General features: G+C 63.9%; 15 protein-coding genes. 6 read left to right on the top strand and 9 right to left on the bottom strand.

Annotated features, from left to right (window positions below; translation table 11 throughout):
• Window positions 1-2 precede the first annotated feature (2 nt).
• From JOD97_RS07135 to JOD97_RS07165, 7 genes are all read right to left on the bottom strand, one after another.
• Window positions 3-788 carry a 1,6-dihydroxycyclohexa-2,4-diene-1-carboxylate dehydrogenase gene (locus JOD97_RS07135; RefSeq protein WP_209714638.1) on the bottom strand — a complete coding sequence of 262 codons (786 nt, stop codon included), beginning with the start codon at window positions 786-788 and terminating at the stop codon, window positions 3-5.
• The gene (gene benC, locus JOD97_RS07140; protein ID WP_209714639.1) at window positions 785-1,810 is read right to left on the bottom strand and encodes a benzoate 1,2-dioxygenase electron transfer component BenC; all 1,026 of its coding nucleotides are present in this window, start codon (window positions 1,808-1,810) and stop codon (window positions 785-787) included. The genes JOD97_RS07135 and benC overlap by 4 nt, the downstream gene beginning before the upstream one ends.
• 15 nt (window positions 1,811-1,825) lie before the next feature.
• Entirely contained in the window at window positions 1,826-2,305 is a 480-nt protein-coding gene (gene benB / locus JOD97_RS07145) for a benzoate 1,2-dioxygenase small subunit (RefSeq protein ID WP_209714641.1), read from the bottom strand.
• Window positions 2,302-3,672, bottom strand: a complete 1,371-nt coding sequence (benA, locus tag JOD97_RS07150) for a benzoate 1,2-dioxygenase large subunit (RefSeq protein ID WP_209714643.1) — start codon at window positions 3,670-3,672, stop codon at window positions 2,302-2,304. Before benA ends, benB begins: the two co-directional genes overlap by 4 nt.
• A gap of 18 nt (window positions 3,673-3,690) precedes the next feature.
• Window positions 3,691-4,611, bottom strand: coding sequence for a catechol 1,2-dioxygenase (gene catA / locus JOD97_RS07155; RefSeq protein ID WP_209714645.1), 921 nt, complete (start codon window positions 4,609-4,611; stop codon window positions 3,691-3,693).
• A gap of 30 nt (window positions 4,612-4,641) precedes the next feature.
• The gene (gene catC, locus JOD97_RS07160; RefSeq protein ID WP_209714647.1) at window positions 4,642-4,932 is read right to left on the bottom strand and encodes a muconolactone Delta-isomerase; all 291 of its coding nucleotides are present in this window, start codon (window positions 4,930-4,932) and stop codon (window positions 4,642-4,644) included.
• 192 nt (window positions 4,933-5,124) lie between these two features.
• Window positions 5,125-6,234: a muconate/chloromuconate family cycloisomerase gene (locus JOD97_RS07165; protein ID WP_209714649.1), complete on the bottom strand. Its 1,110-nt coding sequence runs from the start codon at window positions 6,232-6,234 to the stop codon at window positions 5,125-5,127.
• A 113-nt stretch (window positions 6,235-6,347) separates the two neighbouring features.
• Here JOD97_RS07165 and JOD97_RS07170 point away from each other — a divergent pair, with 113 nt between their 5' ends.
• Window positions 6,348-7,262 (top strand): LysR family transcriptional regulator, encoded by a 915-nt coding sequence (locus JOD97_RS07170; RefSeq protein WP_209714651.1) that lies wholly within the window; start codon window positions 6,348-6,350, stop codon window positions 7,260-7,262.
• Between the two features lie 111 nt (window positions 7,263-7,373).
• A complete protein-coding gene (locus JOD97_RS07175; protein WP_209714653.1) occupies window positions 7,374-9,047 on the top strand; it encodes an alkaline phosphatase family protein in 1,674 nt (557 codons plus the stop codon).
• Window positions 9,048-9,128: 81 nt separating this feature from the next.
• On the opposite strand, the gene JOD97_RS07180 is transcribed toward JOD97_RS07175, so the two are convergent.
• Window positions 9,129-9,497, bottom strand: a complete 369-nt coding sequence (locus JOD97_RS07180) for a response regulator (RefSeq protein ID WP_209714655.1) — start codon at window positions 9,495-9,497, stop codon at window positions 9,129-9,131.
• 164 nt (window positions 9,498-9,661) lie between these two features.
• Here JOD97_RS07180 and JOD97_RS07185 point away from each other — a divergent pair, with 164 nt between their 5' ends.
• From JOD97_RS07185 to JOD97_RS07200, 4 genes are all read left to right on the top strand, one after another.
• Window positions 9,662-11,200, top strand: coding sequence for a carboxylesterase/lipase family protein (locus tag JOD97_RS07185; protein ID WP_209714657.1), 1,539 nt, complete (start codon window positions 9,662-9,664; stop codon window positions 11,198-11,200).
• Window positions 11,201-11,344: 144 nt separating this feature from the next.
• Window positions 11,345-13,711, top strand: a complete 2,367-nt coding sequence (locus JOD97_RS07190; RefSeq protein WP_209714659.1) for a M1 family metallopeptidase — start codon at window positions 11,345-11,347, stop codon at window positions 13,709-13,711.
• Window positions 13,708-14,202, top strand: coding sequence for a DUF6702 family protein (locus tag JOD97_RS07195; protein WP_209714662.1), 495 nt, complete (start codon window positions 13,708-13,710; stop codon window positions 14,200-14,202). Before JOD97_RS07190 ends, JOD97_RS07195 begins: the two co-directional genes overlap by 4 nt.
• Window positions 14,144-16,231 carry a TonB-dependent receptor gene (locus JOD97_RS07200; RefSeq protein WP_209714663.1) on the top strand — a complete coding sequence of 696 codons (2,088 nt, stop codon included), beginning with the start codon at window positions 14,144-14,146 and terminating at the stop codon, window positions 16,229-16,231. Before JOD97_RS07195 ends, JOD97_RS07200 begins: the two co-directional genes overlap by 59 nt.
• 31 nt (window positions 16,232-16,262) lie before the next feature.
• Here the strand turns inward: JOD97_RS07200 and JOD97_RS07205 are convergent, their stop codons facing one another.
• Window positions 16,263-17,978 (bottom strand): methyl-accepting chemotaxis protein, encoded by a 1,716-nt coding sequence (locus tag JOD97_RS07205; RefSeq protein ID WP_209714666.1) that lies wholly within the window; start codon window positions 17,976-17,978, stop codon window positions 16,263-16,265.
• Window positions 17,979-18,103 lie beyond the last annotated feature (125 nt).

Consider the following 18,103-nt stretch of genomic DNA (forward strand, 5'->3'; position numbering starts at 1 on the left):
GGCTACCCCTGGTCGCCGCCACCGACCGGCAATACCGTGCCGGTGATGTACGACGCTTCGGCCGAGGCAAGGAACAGGATGGCGCCGACCTGCTCCGCGATGCTGCCGTAACGGTGCATCCAGCTGCTGGCGATGGTCTGGTCGACGATCCCCTGATACCACCGCTGCTCATGCTCGCTGAGCGGCTGCGGGTTGCGCGGCACCTTGCGCGGCGGCGCCTCGGTGCCGCCGGTGGCCACCGCGTTGACGCGGATGCCATCCTGCGCATGCTCCATCGCCAAGGCGGCCGTCATCGCGTTGACGCCACCCTTGGAGGCGGAGTACGGCACGCGGTAGATGCCGGTGGTGGCGACCGACGAGACGTTGACGATGGCGCCGCGCCGCCGCTCCACCATGTGCGGCAGCGCCGCGCGGCAGGACCACATCGTTGGGAACAGTGAGCGGCGGATCTCCGCCTCGATCTGCTCGGGCGCGTATTCCTGGAACGGCTTGGCCCAGATGGTGCCGCCGACGTTGTTGATCAATACATCGACGGCGCCAAACGCGTCCAGCGCGGCGGCCACCATCTGTTCGGCGCCGGTCCAGGTCTCCAGGTCGACGTTGACGGCAATGGCTTGCGCCCCCGCCGCGCGTACCTCGGCCAACACCTCCTCGACCAGTTGCGAGCGGTCTGCCAGCACCAGCCGGGCGCCCTCCCGGGCGAGCGCCAGCGCGACACCGCGCCCGATGCCCTGCCCCGAGCCGGTGACAATCACCGCCTGCCCGTCAAAACGTCCGGCGCGAGTCATGCCGCCACCTCGCTGCTGGCCGAGAATTTTTCGAAATAGAAGTTGGCCGGCGCCGCGCCGCAATCCGCCAGCCAGCGTTTGACGGCATCGACCATCGGCACCGGTCCGCACAGGTAGACATCGACATCGCCGCCATTCAGCCATTCGGCATCGACATGCTGGGTGACGTAGCCTTTGCGCGGGTGCGCGCTTTCCGGCGCCGCCACGCAGGTGCGGTAGCTGAACAGCGGATGGGCGGCGGCGATACGATCGAGCGCCTCCAACCCGACCAGATCGACGTCGTTGGTCACGCCGAACACCATCCGCACCGGCTGGGTGAATCCCGACGCCGCCAGCACCGCCAGCATCGACAGGAACGGCGCGATGCCGGTGCCGCCGGCCAGCAGCAGCAACGGCCGCCGCACCTCGCGCAGATAGAAGCTGCCGTATGGCCCGGAGAAGCTGATCGCCTGCCCGGCCGTCGCCTGGTGCGACAGGAACTCGCTCATGCGCCCGTGCGGCACGTTGCGGACGACAAAATCGAGCTGGCGGCCGCCCGGCGCGGAGCTGAAGGAATAGGAGCGCGTCAGCATGGTCCCGGGCACGTCGACGTTGACGTATTGGCCGGACAGGAAATCCAGGCCGGCCGCCGCATCCAGTTCGATCGAAAAGCCGATGGTGGTGCTCGACAGCTGTTTTACCGCCGCCAGGTTGCCGGTGTAGCGCGAGACGGCCGTCTTGCAGGCCGCCGACGTGGCCGGAATCCGCACCACGCAATCGGAGGTCGGCTTCATCTGGCAGGCCAGCACGTGTCCCTTGGCCGCGTCGTCCGGGGCCAGCGCGTCCTCGATGTAGCTCGATTCCGGCATGTCGTAGCGGCCCGATTCGCAGAAACCACGGCAGGTGCCGCAGGCGCCGTCGCGGCAGTCGAGCGGAATGTTGACCTTCTGGCGGTAGGCCGCGTCGGCCAGCTTTTCATTCTCGTTGCATGAAATGAAGCGGGTTACCCCGTCCTCGAACTGCAGGGCGATGTTGTAGCTCATCGTCGTCTCCTGATACTAGAGGTGATAGATGTCGATCACCTGGTTGATGTAGTCGTTCTTGAGCACCACGTATTTATTAAGTATCAGCGGGAGCTCGCCGGAAAAATCGATGACGTAGCGCGACATGCCGAAGTAGCTGAAATCCGCCTTGTAGCGGTGGCTCAGCGTGTGCCAGTTGAAGCGCACGGTGTAGCGGCCGCCCTCGCACGATTCGATCTCCACGTTGGCGATATTGTGGCTGGTGCGCGTGTCCGGCATGGTGGCGCTCGAGCGCTCGGTCTTGATGCGGAACACGCGATCCTCCAGGCCTTGCCGGGTCGGATAGTAGATCAGCGAGATCTCGCGTTGCGGATCGCTGACCAGTTCATCGTCGTCGTCCCACGCGGGCATCCAGAACTGCGCGTCCGGGTGGTAGCACTCCAGCCAGTCATCCCACTGCTTGTCGTCTAGCAGACGGCTTTCCTTGTAGAGGAAGGCGCTGATTTTGTCGATCATGCCCCCGCTCCTTCGATTTGGATCGCCTTCTTCATCACGTCCAGCCAATAGCGGTGCTGGATCGTGTACAGGCCCTCGTCCTCGGTCTTGACGCCGCTCATGACGGGCGCCAGGCCGATTTCCCTGGCCGCCGCGTCGGCGCCTTGCACCCAGTGCGTCGAGCCCCGGCACATGTCGTTCCATTCCAGCGCGCGGCCGTTGTAGCCCTGCTGGCAGGCGCGGAACTCCTCCAGATCGTCCGGCGTCGCCATGCCGCTGACGTTGAAAAAGTCCTCGTACTGGCGGATGCGCCGCGCGCGCGCCTCGTTCGATTCGCCCTTCGGTGCGATGCAGTAGATCGTCACCTCCGTCTTGTCGACCGAGATCGGCCGCAGCAAACGGATTTGCGAGCCGAATTGGTCCATCAGGTAGACGTTCGGGTACAGGCAAAGATTGCGCGAGCGCTCGATCATCCAGTCCGCCGTGGCGCCACCAAAGCGCTCGGCGTATTCGGCGCGCTTGGGATAGTTGGGCCGGTCCTGCGGGTTGGCCCACTGGGTCCACAGCAGCAGGTGGCCGTGGTCGAAGGCGTAGAAGCCGCCGCCCTGCTTGCCCCAGTTGCCCGCGTCCATGGCGCGGATATTATCGGGCCGGACCTCGTTCAAATCCTTGCGGCGGTTGGTGGTGGCCGCATAGTTCCAGTGAACCGCCGAGACGTGGTAGCCGTCGGCGCCATTTTCGGCCTGCAGCTTCCAGTTGCCCTCGAAGGTATAGGTGGAAGACCCGCGCAGCACTTCCAAGCCATCGGCCGACTGGTTGACGATCATGTCGATGATCTTGCCCGCCTCGCCCAGGAACTCGGCCAGCGGCAGCACGTCGTCATTCAGGCTACCGAACAGGAAGCCCTTGTAGCTCTCGAAGCGCGCAACCTTCTTCAAGTCGTGCGAGCCTTCCTTGTTGAAGCAATCCGGATAGCCGGCGCCCTCCGGGTCCTTCACCTTGAGCAGCTTGCCGCTGTTGTTGAAGGTCCAGCCGTGGAACGGGCAGGTGTAGGTGGCCTTGTTGCCACGTTTGTGGCGGCACAGCTGCGCGCCGCGATGGGTACAGGCGTTGATGAAGGCATTGAGCTCGCCCTGGCGATTGCGCGCGATGAACACCGGCTGGCGGCCGATATGCGTCGTGTAGTAGTCGTTGTTGTTAGGGATCTGGCTTTCGTGGGCAAGATAGATCCAATTGCCTTCGAAGATATGCTTCATCTCCAGTTCGAACAGCTCCGGATCGGTGAAGGCGCCGCGATGCAGACGGTAGTCGCCTTTTTCGTGGTCTTCGACCAGGTAGTGGTCCAGGTTTTTCAGCCCGGCCTTCTTCTCGACGTGAATCGGAATCATGATGGCGTTTCCTCTTGTTTAAGCGGCGGCGCGTACGCGCTCGACTTCCGCCGCCGGTGCGGCCTGGCGTTCGGCGTACAGACGGAAATCGAAGTCGATTTCGGAATAAGGTTTATCGAGTCCCTTGGCCGCGATGGCCGCCGGCTCGGTCACCTTGCGCACCGCCGGCACCAGGCCCTCGCGGCTGGCGAAGGCAAAGTCGTCCCACAGGAACTCGTCGCCGTCGATGTTGATCTGGGTCGTCAGCTTGCGCTGGCCCTCGGCGCTGATGAAGAAGTGGATGTGCGCCGGGCGGTGGCCGTGGCGGCCCAACTGGTCCAGCAGGCGCTGGGTGGTGCCGTCCGGCGGGCAGCTGTAGCCGACCGGCAGGATGCTGCGGAACTGGTAGCGGCCTTCGCCATCGGCGATGATGGTGCGGCGCAGGTTGAAGGCCGATTGCGTCTGGTCGAAGAAGGAATAGCCGCCCATCAGATTACAGTGCCAGACTTCGACTTTGGCGCCGGGGACCGGCTTGCCCTGCTCGTCGCGCACGGTGCCTTGCATGAACAGCACTTCGGCCTTGTCGCTTTCGCTGCCATCGTCCAGGCGCGCAAACCCTTTGCTCTCCGGCGCGCCGGCCACATACAGCGGACCTTCGATGGTGCGGGGCGTGCCGCCGAGCAGGCCGGCCTTGGCCTCGGCTTCGTCGGCGCGGATATCGAGGAAGCGTTCCAGCCCCAGGCCCGGCGCCAGCAGGCCCAGTTCATTGCGGACGGCCGACTCGCGCAAGTATTCCAGGCCGCTCCAGAATTCGGTGGCCTGGATGTCCAGGTCCTCGATGGTTTTGCACAGGGCGCTCACCAGGCCGAACACCACCTGCTGCACCCGTGGGTTGACCGGGCCGGTGGCGGTGTCGATGATCCAGCTCTTTACCAGTGTGTCGATTTCGTTGTGGGTCATGCTAGTCTCCTTGTTGTGTGATGGTGTGATTCAGGCGTCGGTGTCGCGGATCGAGGACGGGTGGCGGCACATCGGCGTTACGTCGATGCGCATATACGGGAACAGCGGCAGCGAGGTCAGTAGCGCATGCAGCTCGTCGACGCTGTCGACGTCGAACATGCTGACGTTGGCGTACTGTCCGGCGATGCGCCACAGGTGGCGCCATTTGCCGCTGCGCTGCAGGCTTTGCGCCAGTTCGCGTTCGGTTTTTTTAAGTTCGTCCGCCTGCGCCGCCGGCATGGCCGGCGGCAGTTGGACATCCATACGGACGTGGAACAGCATGGTGGTCTCCTCTAACTAATACAATCTCGAAAGCTCCGCCGGGCTTTGTCGGCGGCTCGACGATGGCGGATTACGCCGTTCCGGCTCTCAAGTCCTCCGGCAGGAGGACGCTCGTTCGATGGGCCCCCGGGGCGGATTGGCGGGCCTCGCCCGCTAATCCGCCCTACGTGTTTACGTTGTCGTGATCCATTACTACTTGCGGCGCAGCCGGTCGAGCTTTTCGATATCGATCTCCACACCGAGCCCCGGGCCGGTCGGCACCTGCAGCATGAAATCCTTGTACACCAGCGGTGTGCGCAGCAGCTCCTCCGTCAGCAGCAGCGGCCCGAATAGCTCCGTGCCCGCCGACAGATCGCCGAACGTCGAAAACAGATGCGCCGACGCCGCCGTGCCGATCGCCCCTTCCAGCATCGTCCCGCCATACAGCGCGACGCCCGACAGCTGCGCCACCGCCGCCACCTGCGCCGCCGGCACCAGGCCACCCGATTGCGCGATCTTGACCGCGAAGACATCGGCGGCGCCCGCGTTGGCCAGCGCCAGCGCGTCGTGCGGGCCATGCAGCGCCTCGTCGGCCATCACGGCAACGGCGAACCGGCGCGCCAGCCGGGCCATGGCGGCCACGTTCTCCGCCCTCACCGGCTGCTCGACCAGATCGACCCCGCCCGCCTCCAGCGCCGCCATGCCCTGCACCGCTTCCAGCTCGCTCCAGGCCATGTTCACATCGACCCGGATGCTGACCGCGTCGCCCAGCGCCTTCTTAATCGCCAGCACGTGCGCCACGTCCTCCCCGACGGCGCGGGCGCCGATCTTCAGCTTGAAAATGCGGTGGCGCTTCAGCTCCAGCATCATCTGCGCCTCGGCGATGTCCTTGGCGGTGTCGCCGCTGGCCAGGGTCCAGGCCACCGGCAGCGCGTCGCGCACCCGGCCGCCCAGCAGCTCGCTGAGCGGAACGCCGATGCGGCGGGCCTGCGCGTCCAGCAAGGCGGTTTCGATCGCGCACTTGGCGAAGCGGTTGCCCTGAATGACCTTGCGAATCTTCGCCATCGCCTTGGCCACCTGGCTGGCCTCCATGCCGACCAGCAGCGGCGCGATGTGGGTGTCGATATTGACCTTGATGCTCTCCGGGCTCTCCTCGCCATAATTCAGGCCGCCGATGGTGGTGCCCTCGCCCCAGCCCTCGACGCCGTCGGCGCAGCGCACCCGGACCAGCACCAGCGTTTGCGTGTGCATCGTCGCCACCGACAGCTTGTGCGGACGTATCGTCGGCACGTCGGCGAGGATGACTTCTATGCTCTGGATCATATTTAATTTGTATAATGAGTCGGAATAAGTACACAATATGCCGTTCAAACGGGAGCGTCCAACACTGAGTTGGTATGATCTCCATACCCAACAGGTATGAAAAAGGGTTAACCATGGAGCTACGCCACCTGCGCTATTTCGTCGCCGTCGCCGAAGAAAAAAACTTCACGCGGGCCGCCAAGCGCTTGTTCATCGCCCAGCCTCCGCTGAGCCGGCAAATCCAGCAGCTGGAAGAGGAACTGGGTGTAGAGCTGATCGAAAAAGGATCGCGTCCGCTGCGCCTGACCGAGGCGGGAACCTTCTTCCACGCCCACGCGCAGGAGCTGCTGGCCAAGGCGGCCGAGCTCAAATCGATGACGCAGCGGGTCGGCAAGATCGACCGCACGCTGTCGATGGGCTTTGTCGCCTCGACCCTGTATGGCCTGCTGCCGGACATCGTGCGCCACTTCCGCGAGCAGTACCCGACGGTGGAAGTGACCTTCCACGAGATGACGACGATGCAGCAGTTGAAGGCGCTGAAGGAAGGGACCATCGATGTCGGCTTCGGCCGCGTGAAAAGCGAAGACCCCAATATCCGCCGCATCGTGCTGCGCGAAGAGCGGCTGATCGTGGCGCTGCCGGCCGGCCATCCGCTGGCGCTGTCGGACACCCCTCTCAGCCTGGTGGACCTGCTGATGGAAACGCTGATCATCTATCCCAAGGCGCCGCGTCCCAGCTTTGCCGACCAGGTGCTGGGCGTGTTCAGCGAGCGTTCCATCCTGCCGCACAAGATCATGGAGGTGCGCGAGCTGCAGATCGCCATCGGCCTGGTCGCCGCCGGCGAGGGCGTGGCCGTGGTGCCGGACAGCGTGCAGGGCATGAAGCGCAACAACGTCGCCTACCGCGCCCTCACCGACCGTCACGCGGTGTCGCCGGTGATGTTCAGCGTCCGCAAAATGGACACCTCCGAGGAGCTGCGCAATATGCTCGAGACGATCTACAGCGTCTACGACCGCGCAGGCATCTCGTATATACGCGAGTCGCTATAATTCGAGCCGCAATCGTGTCATGTCATAGTCATAAGAATCGGGTAGCATATCGGGGCGCATGATAGGCTGTGCCGTTTTTGCCAACTCCTTCCACCCTGACGATGAATCACCATGACAAAGAAACTGTCCTTGCCCGTACTCGCTATCGCGACCACCTGTTTCGCCCTGCACGCCGGCGCGGCCGCCGCTCCCGCCGCGACGATCACCAACGCCGCCCAGCCCAAGCTGGTGGTGGTGCTGGTGGTGGACGGGCTGCCGAATGAACAGGTGCAGCGCTACCGCGATCAATTCGGCGAGGGTGGCTTCCGCCGCCTGCTGGACCAGGGCGCGTCGTTCAGCAACGCCCACCAGGCGCACGGCGTGACGGTCACCGCGATCGGCCATAGCGCCGTGCTGACCGGCGCCTACCCCTACGTCCACGGCATCATCGGCAATAACTGGATCGACCCGGTCACCAAAAAATCCGTCTACTGCACCGAAGACACCAACTACACCTACATCGGCGAGCACACCGATCCAAGCGACGGCACCGCGCCGACCAAACTGCGGGTCGACACGCTGGGCGACCAGCTGCGCTACGCAACGGGTGAGCGCAGCAAGGTCGTCGCCGTCTCGGGCAAGGACCGCGGCGCGATCCTGTTGGCCGGTAAAACCGGCACCGCCTACATGTATATGGAACAAACCGGTAATTTCGCCAGCAGCACCTTCTATATGAAGTCGCACCCGGCCTGGGTACAGGCATATCAGGCGACCAAGCCGCAGGACCGCTACTACGGCAAGGCCTGGGCGCCGCTGCTGCCGGATGCGGCGTACGCCGGCGACGCCAGCGAGGAACTGACCCCGGCCAAGCCGGGTGGCCACAACCGCCTGCCCTACACCTACTACAGCGAGAGCGGCCAGATCGACTCCGGCTACTACAACAATCTGAAAACCGGTCCGTTCCTCGACCAGTTGACGCTGGACTTCGCGCGCGCCGCGATCGAGGGCGAAAACCTCGGCCGCAATCCGGCCGGCGTGCCGGATTTGCTGGGTGTGAGCCTGTCGGCGCACGATTATGTGAACCACGCGTTCGGGCCGGAGAGCAAGCTGTCGCACGACCACCTGCAGCGGGTCGACCGCATGCTGGCGCAGTTCTTCACCTATCTGGACAAGCGGGTGGGTATGGACAACGTGCTGGTGGTGCTGACGGCCGATCACGGCTTCGCCAACACGGCCGAATTCTCGCAGTCGCGCCATCTGGACGCGCAGCGCATCAAGGGCGATCAGTTGATGAAGGATCTGGGCCAGCACCTGTCGGATAAATTCGGCGGCGCCAAGCTGCTGACCGCGTGGTCGCTGCCGAACATCCATCTGGACTATGCGCAGATCGACAAGAGCGGCTTGCGCCGCGAGGATGTGGAAAATGCCGCCGCGCGGTATCTGCTAGCGCAGAAGGGCATCGCCGACGTCTTTACCCGCACCCAGTTCGAAAGCGGCGCCGTGCAGGGCACGCGCATCGCCACCTTGATGCGCCGCGCCTGGAACCGCGAAGCCTCGGGCGACCTGATGGTGATCACCAAGCCATACTGGTACTTTGGCTATGGCGACACCGGCACCACGCATGGTTCGCCGTACGCTTACGATACCAATGTGCCGCTGCTCATCATGGGTAAGCGCTGGATCAAACCGGGCAACTACGGACAATACGCGGAAGTGGTTGATATCGCGCCGACCTTGGCCAACATCCTGCGCGTGCGTCCGCCGGCAGGGGCCGAGGGCCGCGTGCTGAGCGAGACGCTGCGCTGATCGATCGCGCGCCGTCGACGGCTCTTGGCGGATTACGCCGTTCCGGCTAATCCGCCCTACGTGTCTGCGCGACGGCTCAAATTAGTTCAAACCGGCGAGATACTGGTTCAAATGCTCGAAATTGAGCGGCTTCGAGAAATGGTGCGTGAAGCCGGCCGCCATGGCCTTGCGCGCCGACTCGCCATCGGCCGAACCGCTCAACGCGATGATCGGCAACGCCTGCGTCCCTGGCATGCGCCGGATCGCCCGCACCGCCCCGTAACCATCCATCCACGGCATGCCCAGATCCATGATGATCGCCTTCGGCATGGCGTCGCGCACCGAGTCGCATGCCTCGTAACCGTTATGCGCCGCCGACGTCTCGTAGCCATGGCACCGCAGCAGCGCCGACAGCGACTCCACCACGTCGACATTGTCGTCGACGACCAGTACCTGATTTGCGTTTGCCATGTTTGCCTCGTTATTGATGAGTTCGATAAGCCATCCTAACAATGCCCATACGCAATGTATGTTCGCTATCGCACCCTAGGCCAATGCCCGGGGAAACCGAAATTTGTCGCCAATGGAAGGGCTTCCAGCTATAGTTGCCACTCCCTCGTTATTGGCCAAAAGACATGAAAAAAATCGGTATGCTGTTGATCGCCTCCAGCGCGTTCGCCTATTCGGTTCCCGCCGTCGCGGCGGCGGCCGTCGCCCCGCGCGCCACCACCGCCACCGGCGTGGTGCAAGGCACGCTGGAAGCCTCCGGCGTGGCATCGTATAAAGGTATCCCGTTCGCCGCGCCGCCGGTCGGCGATCTGCGCTGGAAGGCGCCGCAACCGGCGCAGAAGTGGAAAGGCGTGCGCAAGGCCGACCACTTCGGCCCGCGCGCGATGCAGCTGCCGCTGTTTGGCGACATGGTGTTCCGCTCCGACGGCGTCAGCGAGGATTGCCTGTACCTGAACGTCTGGACGCCCGCCAAATCCGCGAAAGCCAAGCTGCCGGTGCTGGTGTACTTCTACGGCGGCGGTTTCGCCGCCGGCGACGGCTCCGAGCCGCGCTACGACGGCGCCAGCATGGCCGCCAAGGGCATCGTCACGCTGACCGTCAACTACCGCCTCAACGTGTTCGGCTTCCTCGCCCATCCCGAGTTGAGCGCGGAATCGCCGAACAAGGCGTCCGGCAACTACGGCCTGATGGACCAGGCGGCGGCGCTGAACTGGGTGAAGAAAAACATCGCGGCCTTCGGCGGCGATCCGTCGCGCGTGACCATCGCCGGCGAATCGGCCGGCTCGTGGTCGGTCAGCGCGCAGATGATCACGCCGCTGTCGAAAGGCCTGATCGCCGGCGCCATCGGCGAGAGCGGCTCGCTGCTCGGCGTCCATCCACCGGCGCCGCTGGCCGACGCCGAAAAGGCCGGTGCCGCCTTCGCCGAAAAAATCGCCGCGCCGACGCTGGCCGCGATGCGCGCGCTGCCGGCGCAACAGCTGCTCGAGACGCTGCGCCAGCCCGGCGCGCCGTGGTTCAGCGCCATCGAGGACGGCTATGTGCTGCCACGCGCGCCGAGCGCGATGTACGCGGCCGGCGAACAGGCCAAGGTGCCGCTGCTGGCCGGCTGGAACTCGCACGAGGGCCACTACAAGCAGGTACTGGGCGACGCCGAACCGACCGAGGCCAACTTCGCCGCCGCGCTGCAAAAATTCTACGGCGACCAGGCCGGCGCCGCGCGCAGCGCCTATCCCGGCGAGGTGGTGAAGGCGGCGACCGACCTGGCCAGCGACGGCTTCATCGTCTACGGCACCTGGAAGTGGATCGACACCCACGCCCGCACCAGCGGCAAACCTGTGTATCGTTATTACTACAGCCGCCCACGCCCCGGCGACACCGGCGCCGCCCATTCGGCCGAAATCGAATACGCATTGGGCAACCTCGATGGGAATAAAGTGTATGCGTGGACCGGCGAGGACCGCGCGCTGTCGACCCTGATGCAAGGCTACTTCGCCAACTTCATCAAGACCGGCAATCCCAATGGCGCCGGCCTGCCCGACTGGCCGCAAGCCAGCAACGGCGCGGGTTCGCGCCTGATGCACCTGGACGCGACGTCGCGCGCCGTCACCGCCACCGACGACGCCCGCTTCCAGTTCCAGGACGCCGAAATGCAAAAAAAACACTGACCGGAGCAGGCGACGGCGCGGCCGGTTTACGTAAATAATATAAACCGTATCATCGATTGTATTTTATTGTATCCGCCAGTGATACTTTGAAAACTTGCTATACACTAGTTCCTTTTCTTCTGGCAAAGATCAGGAATACAGAATATGCGCAAAACAATCGGCTTCGTCGCCATTTGCTTTACGGTGTCCGCATTCGCGGCGGAACCGTTCGATGACAAGTTCCGCCAGCTGGACGAAATTCTACCCACCGCCAATACCTACCGCACGGCCTCCGGCGCCCCCGGCGCCGCTTATTGGCAGCAGCGCGCGGACTACACCATCCGCGCCACGCTGGACGAAGCCAAACGCTCGATCACCGGCAGCGAGCAAATCCGCTACCACAACAAATCTCCCGATACGCTCAGCTACCTGTGGGTGCAGCTGGACCAGAACATCTACAAAAAGGATTCCGACGCCCGGATGATGATCACGCAGCCGTCGCGCGAGGCCTGGGCCAAGCCGCCGGCGCAGGACGACGGCTACAAGTTCGAAGGTTTGCGCGGCGTGCTGGCCGGCCGCGACTTCGACGGCGGCTTCAAGATCAAGAGCGTCGGCGCCGGCGGCCAGCCGCTGAAGTACACCATCAACCGCACCATGATGCGGATCGACCTGCCGACGCCACTCAAGCCGGGCCAGAGCTACGCCTTCAATATCGACTGGTCCTATAACATCAACGAGCAGAAAGTGCTGGGCGGCCGCTCCGGCTACGAAAGCTTCGAGGAAGACAAGAACGACCTGTTCGAGATCGCCCAATGGTTCCCTCGCATGGCGGCCTACTACGACGTGACTGGCTGGCAGCACAAGCAGTTCCTCGGCGCCGGCGAATTCACGCTGGAATTCGGCGACTACGACGTCCAGCTCACGGTGCCGGCCGACCACGTGGTGGCCTCCACCGGCGATCTGCAGAATCCGGGCGAAGTACTGAGCGCGGCGCAGCGCGACCGCCTGGCCAAGGCGAAGACGGCCACCAGGCCGGTGCTCATCGTCACGCAGGAGGAAGCCGAGAAGGCCGAAAAGTCCGTCAGCACCGCGACCAAGACCTGGCACTACAAGGCCGCCAATGTGCGCGACTTCGCGTGGGCATCGAGCCGCAAGTTCATCTGGGACGCGCAAGGCTACAAAAAGGACGGCACCAATGTGATGGCGATGTCCTACTATCCGAAGGAAGGCAATCCGCTGTGGGGCCAGTACAGCACCCAGGCCATCATCCATACCATCGAGCAGTACAACAAATACAGCTTCGACTATCCGTACCCGGCGGCGATCTCCGTCAACGGTCCGGTAGGCGGCATGGAATACCCTATGATCTCGTTCAACGGCCCGCGTCCGACCAAGGACAAGAAGACCGGCGCGCTAACCTGGTCGCAGCAGACCAAGTATGGCCTGATCGGCGTGATCATCCACGAGGTGGGCCACAACTACTACCCGATGATCATCAACTCGGACGAGCGCCAGTGGACCTGGATGGACGAGGGCCTGAACACCTTCGTGCAGTATCTGGCCGAGCAGGCGTGGGAGGATAATTATCCGTCGCGCCGCGGCGAACCGCGCAACATCGTCGACTACATGCGCAGCCGGAACCAGGTGCCGATCATGACCAACTCGGAGTCGCTGCTGCAGTTCGGGAACAACGCTTACGCCAAGCCGGCCACCGCGCTCAATATCCTGCGCGAGACCATCCTCGGACGCGAGTTGTTCGATTACGCGTTCAGGGAGTACGCCAACCGCTGGAAGTTCAAGCGCCCCACTCCGGCCGATTTCTTCCGCACCATGGAAGACGCTTCCGGCACCGACCTTGACTGGTTCTGGCGCGGCTGGTTCTACACCACCGACGCCGTCGACATCAGCATCGACGGCATCAGCGAATACGGCGTGGACACCAAGGACCCGGAAAAGGAAAAGGCCTGGAAGAAGGCGCGGAAGGACGCGGAGCCGGTGTCGGTGTCGCAGCAGCTGAACAAATCGCTGCCCAAGCGCCTGGACAGCCATCCGGAGCTGAAGGATTTCTACAACGAGCATGACGAGTTCACCGTCACCAACAAGGACCGCAACAGCTACGCCGAGGCGATCGAGAAGCTGGAGCCGTGGGAGAAGAAGCTGCTCGATCAGGGCAAGCACCTGTATCTGGTGGACTTCTCGAACATCGGCGGCCTGGTCATGCCGCTGGTGCTGGAGATTGAGCTCAAAAGCGGCAAGAAGTACATCGAGCGCGTTCCGGCCGAGGTATGGCGCTACTCGCCGAAGAAGATCACCAAGTTGATCGTCACCGACGAGCCGATGGTCGGCCTGACGCAGGACCCGTATTGGGAGACCGCCGATATCGACACCAGCAACAACGCCTGGCCGCGCAAGCCGACGCAGTCGCGCCTGGAGCTGTTCAAGACCGAGCATGACCGCGATAACCTGATGCGCGACTTTAATACGCCGCTCAAAGGCAAGGACAAGGCGGACAAGGACGCGTCGGACAAATGATGGCATGCGTTCTGCGCCGCCTGGCCTTCACCGTGCTGGCCTTTGCCGGCACGGCGGCCGGCGCCCATAATTTTCACATGGGCATAGCCGACATCAGCTACAACGAACGCACCGGCAATACGGAGATCGTGCATACCTACACGTCGCACGATGTCTCCACCTTGCTCACCAATCTGTATGGACGCAATTTCGACCTGGGCCAGGCGGACAGCGAGCAGCCGCTGCGCCGCTACGTCGAGAAGCAGTTCCGCCTCGCCGGTCCTGACGACAAGCGCCTGCCGCTGCAATGGGTGGGCGTCAAGGCGGACGCCGACAGCGTCGTCATCTTCCAGGAGATCGCCGGCACGAAACTCAAGCCGGGCACTCGCATTCACAACGCCCTGCTGATAGACTTCCTGCCTTCGCAAAAGAATACCGTGAACCTGCAAACAGATGGCACCGTCCAAACCCTGGTCTTCGACCAAGACAGCATCGATCAAACCGCCCGCTAAATCGCTGATCGCACTGGCGCTGGCCGCGTTGGCCATCCAGGCCCCCGTGCACGCGGACGACCTGCTGCAAAGGGTGACCATCGACGGCTCGCGCGCCAACCAGCTGGGCGTGGCCGATGCCGCCAGCGCCGGCAGCGTGTCGCAAAAGGAGCTGGCCGCGCGCACCGTCTACCGTCCCGGCGAACTGCTCGAAGCGATGCCCGGCCTGATCGTCAGCCAGCATAGCGGCGAAGGCAAGGCCAATCAATTCTACCTGCGCGGTTTCAATCTGGACCACGGCACCGATCTGCGCACCACGGTCGACGACATGCCCGTCAACCAGCGCAGCCACGCGCACGGCCAGGGCTGGACCGATCTCAATTTCCTGATCCCGGAACTGGCGGTGCGCCTCGATTACAAAAAAGGCCCCTACTCCGCCGGGGAAGGCGATTTCGCCTCCGCCGGCACGGCTTCCGTGGCCTACGCCAACCGCCTGACGCAGGGACTGGCCAGCGTATCGGCCGGCCAGAACGGCTACGCCCGCGCGCTGCTCGCCGATTCGGTCGAACTGCCGCGCGGCAGCCTACTGTACGCGCTGGAAGCGTTGCACAACGACGGCCCGTATGCGAACCCCGACCACTACCGAAAGCTCAACGCGGTGCTGCGCTACAGCGAGGGCTACGCCAACAACGGCTTCAATGTCAGCCTGATGGCCTATCGCGCGGACTGGAACGCCACCGACCAGATCCCGCTGCGCGCGGTGCGCGACGGCCGGATCGGCCGCTACGGCGCCATCGACCCTACGGACGGCGGCGAGTCGCACCGCTACAGCCTTTCCGGAGCGTGGCGCCGCACCACCGAGGACAGCGCCTCCAAGGTCAACGCCTACATCATCGGCAACCAGCTGGATCTGTTCTCCAACTTTACCTATTTCATGGGCGACCCGGTGCGCGGCGACCAGTTCGCGCAGCCGGACAAGCGCGTGACCAGCGGAGTGAATGCGAGCCACAGCTGGCACCAGCACGGCGAGGGCTGGAGCAGCGAGACCACCGTCGGCCTGCAGCTGCAAAACGATAATATCTTCAACGGCTTGTACAACACGCAGGCGCGCCAGCGCGTGTCCACCACGCGCCAGGACCATATCGTCGAATCGAGCGCCGCGCTGTTTGTCGAGAACAGCACGCGCTGGAGCGACGCCTGGCGCACGGTGGCGGGCGCGCGCATCGATCGTTACCGCTTCGACGTGCGCAGCGACCTGGCCGCCAATTCCGGCACGGCGAACGACCATCTGGCCAGCCCGAGCCTGAGCCTGATTTACGGACCGTGGAAGACGGCCGAGCTGTATGCCAATATCGGCAACGGATTCCACAGCAACGATGCGCGCGGCACCACCATCGCCGTCGATCCCAAGACCGGCGAGGCGACCGGCAAGGTGTCGCCGCTGGCGCGCTCGCGCGGCCTGGAACTGGGCGCGCGCAGCATGTGGTTGTCCGGCCTGCAATCGTCGCTGTCGTTCTACCGCTTGGATTTCGATTCCGAACTGACCTTCGTCGGCGACGCCGGCACCACCGAGGCGGGACCGCCGAGCCGCCGCTACGGCGTGGAGTTCTCGAACTATTACAAACCGCTGAAATGGCTGTCGGTCGACCTGGATTTGGCGTACGCGCGGGCGCGGACGCGTGGCGATGCGCCCGACGGCGATCGCATCGCCGGAGCGATCGAAGGTACCGGCCAGCTGGCGCTGACGGTGGATGACGGCGGACCGTTTTCGGGCTCGCTGAAGTTGCGCTACTTCGGTCCGCGGCCGCTGATCGAAGACAACAGCGTACGATCAAATTCCAGCCTGACCTTGAACGGCCGGCTAGGCTGGAAGGTTCGCAGGGACCTGTCGCTGGAGCTGGAGGCGTTCAACCTGGCCAACCGCCGCGATTCCGCCATCGATTACTACTACGCCTCGCAGCTGAAGGGCGAAGCGGCGCCGGTGACCGACATCCACTTCCACCCGATCGAATCGCGTTCGCTGCGGGCGACGCTGATCAAAACGTTCTGACCTTATTACGTCGTCCGCCGCGCCAACTGGATTAGAACTCTTCCCACTCTCCGCTGGACGTCGCCGCAGCGGTGGTCTTCGGCTTCTGGGCCGCGGGCTTCAACGGCGTGGCGGCCGCCTTGAGCGCGGGCTTGGGCAGCGCCTTTTTCGCCACCGGGGCGCTACGCGGCGCCGGACGTGCCGGCGGCGTGTAGCTCACCTGCTGCGCGCCGATCGTGAACGCGCTGACCACGCGCTCCAGGGCATCTGCCTGTTCGCGCAGCGTTTGCGCGGCGGCGGCCGTCTGCTCCACCAGCGCCGAATTCTGCTGCGTGGTCTCGTCCATCTGCGTGATCGACTGGTGCACCTGGGCGATGCCGTCGTTCTGCTCCTGCGTGGCGGCGCTGATTTCGCCGACGATATCGGTCACCTGCTTGATGCTGGAGACGACTTCGTTCATCGTCGAACCGGCCTGCTCGACCAGCTTGGTGCCGGAGCCGACCTTCTCGACCGAGTCGTCGATCAGCGCCTTGATCTCTTTTGCGGCGGCCGCCGAGCGCTGCGCCAGGTTGCGCACCTCGGTGGCCACGACCGCGAAGCCGCGTCCCTGCTCGCCGGCGCGCGCCGCTTCCACCGCGGCGTTCAGCGCCAGGATGTTGGTCTGGAAAGCGATACCGTCGATGACCGAGATGATGTCGACGATCTTGCGCGACGATTCGTTGATCGAACCCATGGTCACGACGACCTGTTCGACCACGCTGCCGCCCTGCGCCGCCACGTCCGACGCCGACCGCGCCAACTGGTTGGCCTGGCGCGCGTTGTCGGCGTTCTGGCCGACGGTGGACGTCAATTGTTCCATGCTGGCGGCGGTTTCCTCGAGCGAGGCGGCCTGCGACGAGGTGCGGTTCGACAGGTCGCCTGTGCCCGAGGCGATCTGCTGCGAAGCGGTACCGACCGCGCTGGTGGCGGCGCGCACGGTGTCGATCACGCCGGCGATCTGCTCGAGCAGCTTGTTGAACGCGACCGCCGTGTGGCCGATTTCGTCCATGCGTTGAACCGGGATTTTGTGGGTCAGGTCCAGCGACTGGCTGACGTCGACCAGCGTGCTGCGGATGCTTTCAAGGCTATTCTTGATGATGCTATACAGCTGCCACGCCAGCGCGCCGGTGACCAGCAGGCCAAGCACGATCACCGTCAGCATCAGGCGGAACGCGAACGAGTACGCGGCGGTGCTCTCGGCGCGGATGTCGTCACTGAGCTTGTTGTTGTAGGCGATATGGTCGTCGAAGCCTTTTTTAAGCGCGCCGGCAGTCAACGCCAGCGGCGTGCCGGGCATCAGCGTGGCGCGCACCGCGTCCATGTCGCCGGCGTGGGCGCCGGCCAGGAACGGAATCAGCGCCTGACGATACGCGGCCATGTTGGCCTTGTCCGCCTCCAGCAGCTTGCGGTCGGTGTCGTCGAAGACGCGCTCTTTTTCATACTTCGCGATGACCGTGTCGAACTTGGCGTGGGCATCGTTATAGGCCTTGTCGAGTGCCGTCTTGTCGGCCAGGTTGGAGAACACCGATAGACGGTAGCCGGCCAGGCGGCTGTCCGCGAGGTAGCCTTTGGCCTCGTTCAGGCCAGCGATACTGGGGTCTAATCGGGTCTGCACCAAGTCCAGCCGCGCCTGCGCGCGCGACAATTGATTCAATCCGGTGAAGCCGACGAAGATCAGCGCAAGTAGCGCCAATGACAGGGTCAGAATCAAGCGCTTGGTAATAGTCATGGTGACTTTTCTCATAGAAGTGTTAAAAGGTTCGATTATTGCGCGGTCACATTTAAGTATACCGGAACCCTATTACCACAAGACAACAATGAGGAAATTTACGCTGCGCCGCAACCAAAACGCAA

The sequence above is a fragment of the Duganella sp. 1411 genome (assembly GCF_017833525.1).
Lineage (GTDB): Bacteria > Pseudomonadota > Gammaproteobacteria > Burkholderiales > Burkholderiaceae_D > Rugamonas.

Coding starts and splice junctions, on each gene's coding strand:
- JOD97_RS07135 (WP_209714638.1), bottom strand. CDS start 788: ATGACTCGCGCCGGACGTTTTGACGGGCAGGCGGTGATTGTCACCGGC.
- benC (WP_209714639.1), bottom strand. CDS start 1,810: ATGAGCTACAACATCGCCCTGCAGTTCGAGGACGGGGTAACCCGCTTC.
- benB (WP_209714641.1), bottom strand. CDS start 2,305: ATGATCGACAAAATCAGCGCCTTCCTCTACAAGGAAAGCCGTCTGCTA.
- benA (WP_209714643.1), bottom strand. CDS start 3,672: ATGATTCCGATTCACGTCGAGAAGAAGGCCGGGCTGAAAAACCTGGAC.
- catA (WP_209714645.1), bottom strand. CDS start 4,611: ATGACCCACAACGAAATCGACACACTGGTAAAGAGCTGGATCATCGAC.
- catC (WP_209714647.1), bottom strand. CDS start 4,932: ATGCTGTTCCACGTCCGTATGGATGTCCAACTGCCGCCGGCCATGCCG.
- JOD97_RS07165 (WP_209714649.1), bottom strand. CDS start 6,234: ATGATCCAGAGCATAGAAGTCATCCTCGCCGACGTGCCGACGATACGT.
- JOD97_RS07170 (WP_209714651.1), top strand. CDS start 6,348: ATGGAGCTACGCCACCTGCGCTATTTCGTCGCCGTCGCCGAAGAAAAA.
- JOD97_RS07175 (WP_209714653.1), top strand. CDS start 7,374: ATGACAAAGAAACTGTCCTTGCCCGTACTCGCTATCGCGACCACCTGT.
- JOD97_RS07180 (WP_209714655.1), bottom strand. CDS start 9,497: ATGGCAAACGCAAATCAGGTACTGGTCGTCGACGACAATGTCGACGTG.
- JOD97_RS07185 (WP_209714657.1), top strand. CDS start 9,662: ATGAAAAAAATCGGTATGCTGTTGATCGCCTCCAGCGCGTTCGCCTAT.
- JOD97_RS07190 (WP_209714659.1), top strand. CDS start 11,345: ATGCGCAAAACAATCGGCTTCGTCGCCATTTGCTTTACGGTGTCCGCA.
- JOD97_RS07195 (WP_209714662.1), top strand. CDS start 13,708: ATGATGGCATGCGTTCTGCGCCGCCTGGCCTTCACCGTGCTGGCCTTT.
- JOD97_RS07200 (WP_209714663.1), top strand. CDS start 14,144: ATGGCACCGTCCAAACCCTGGTCTTCGACCAAGACAGCATCGATCAAA.
- JOD97_RS07205 (WP_209714666.1), bottom strand. CDS start 17,978: ATGACTATTACCAAGCGCTTGATTCTGACCCTGTCATTGGCGCTACTT.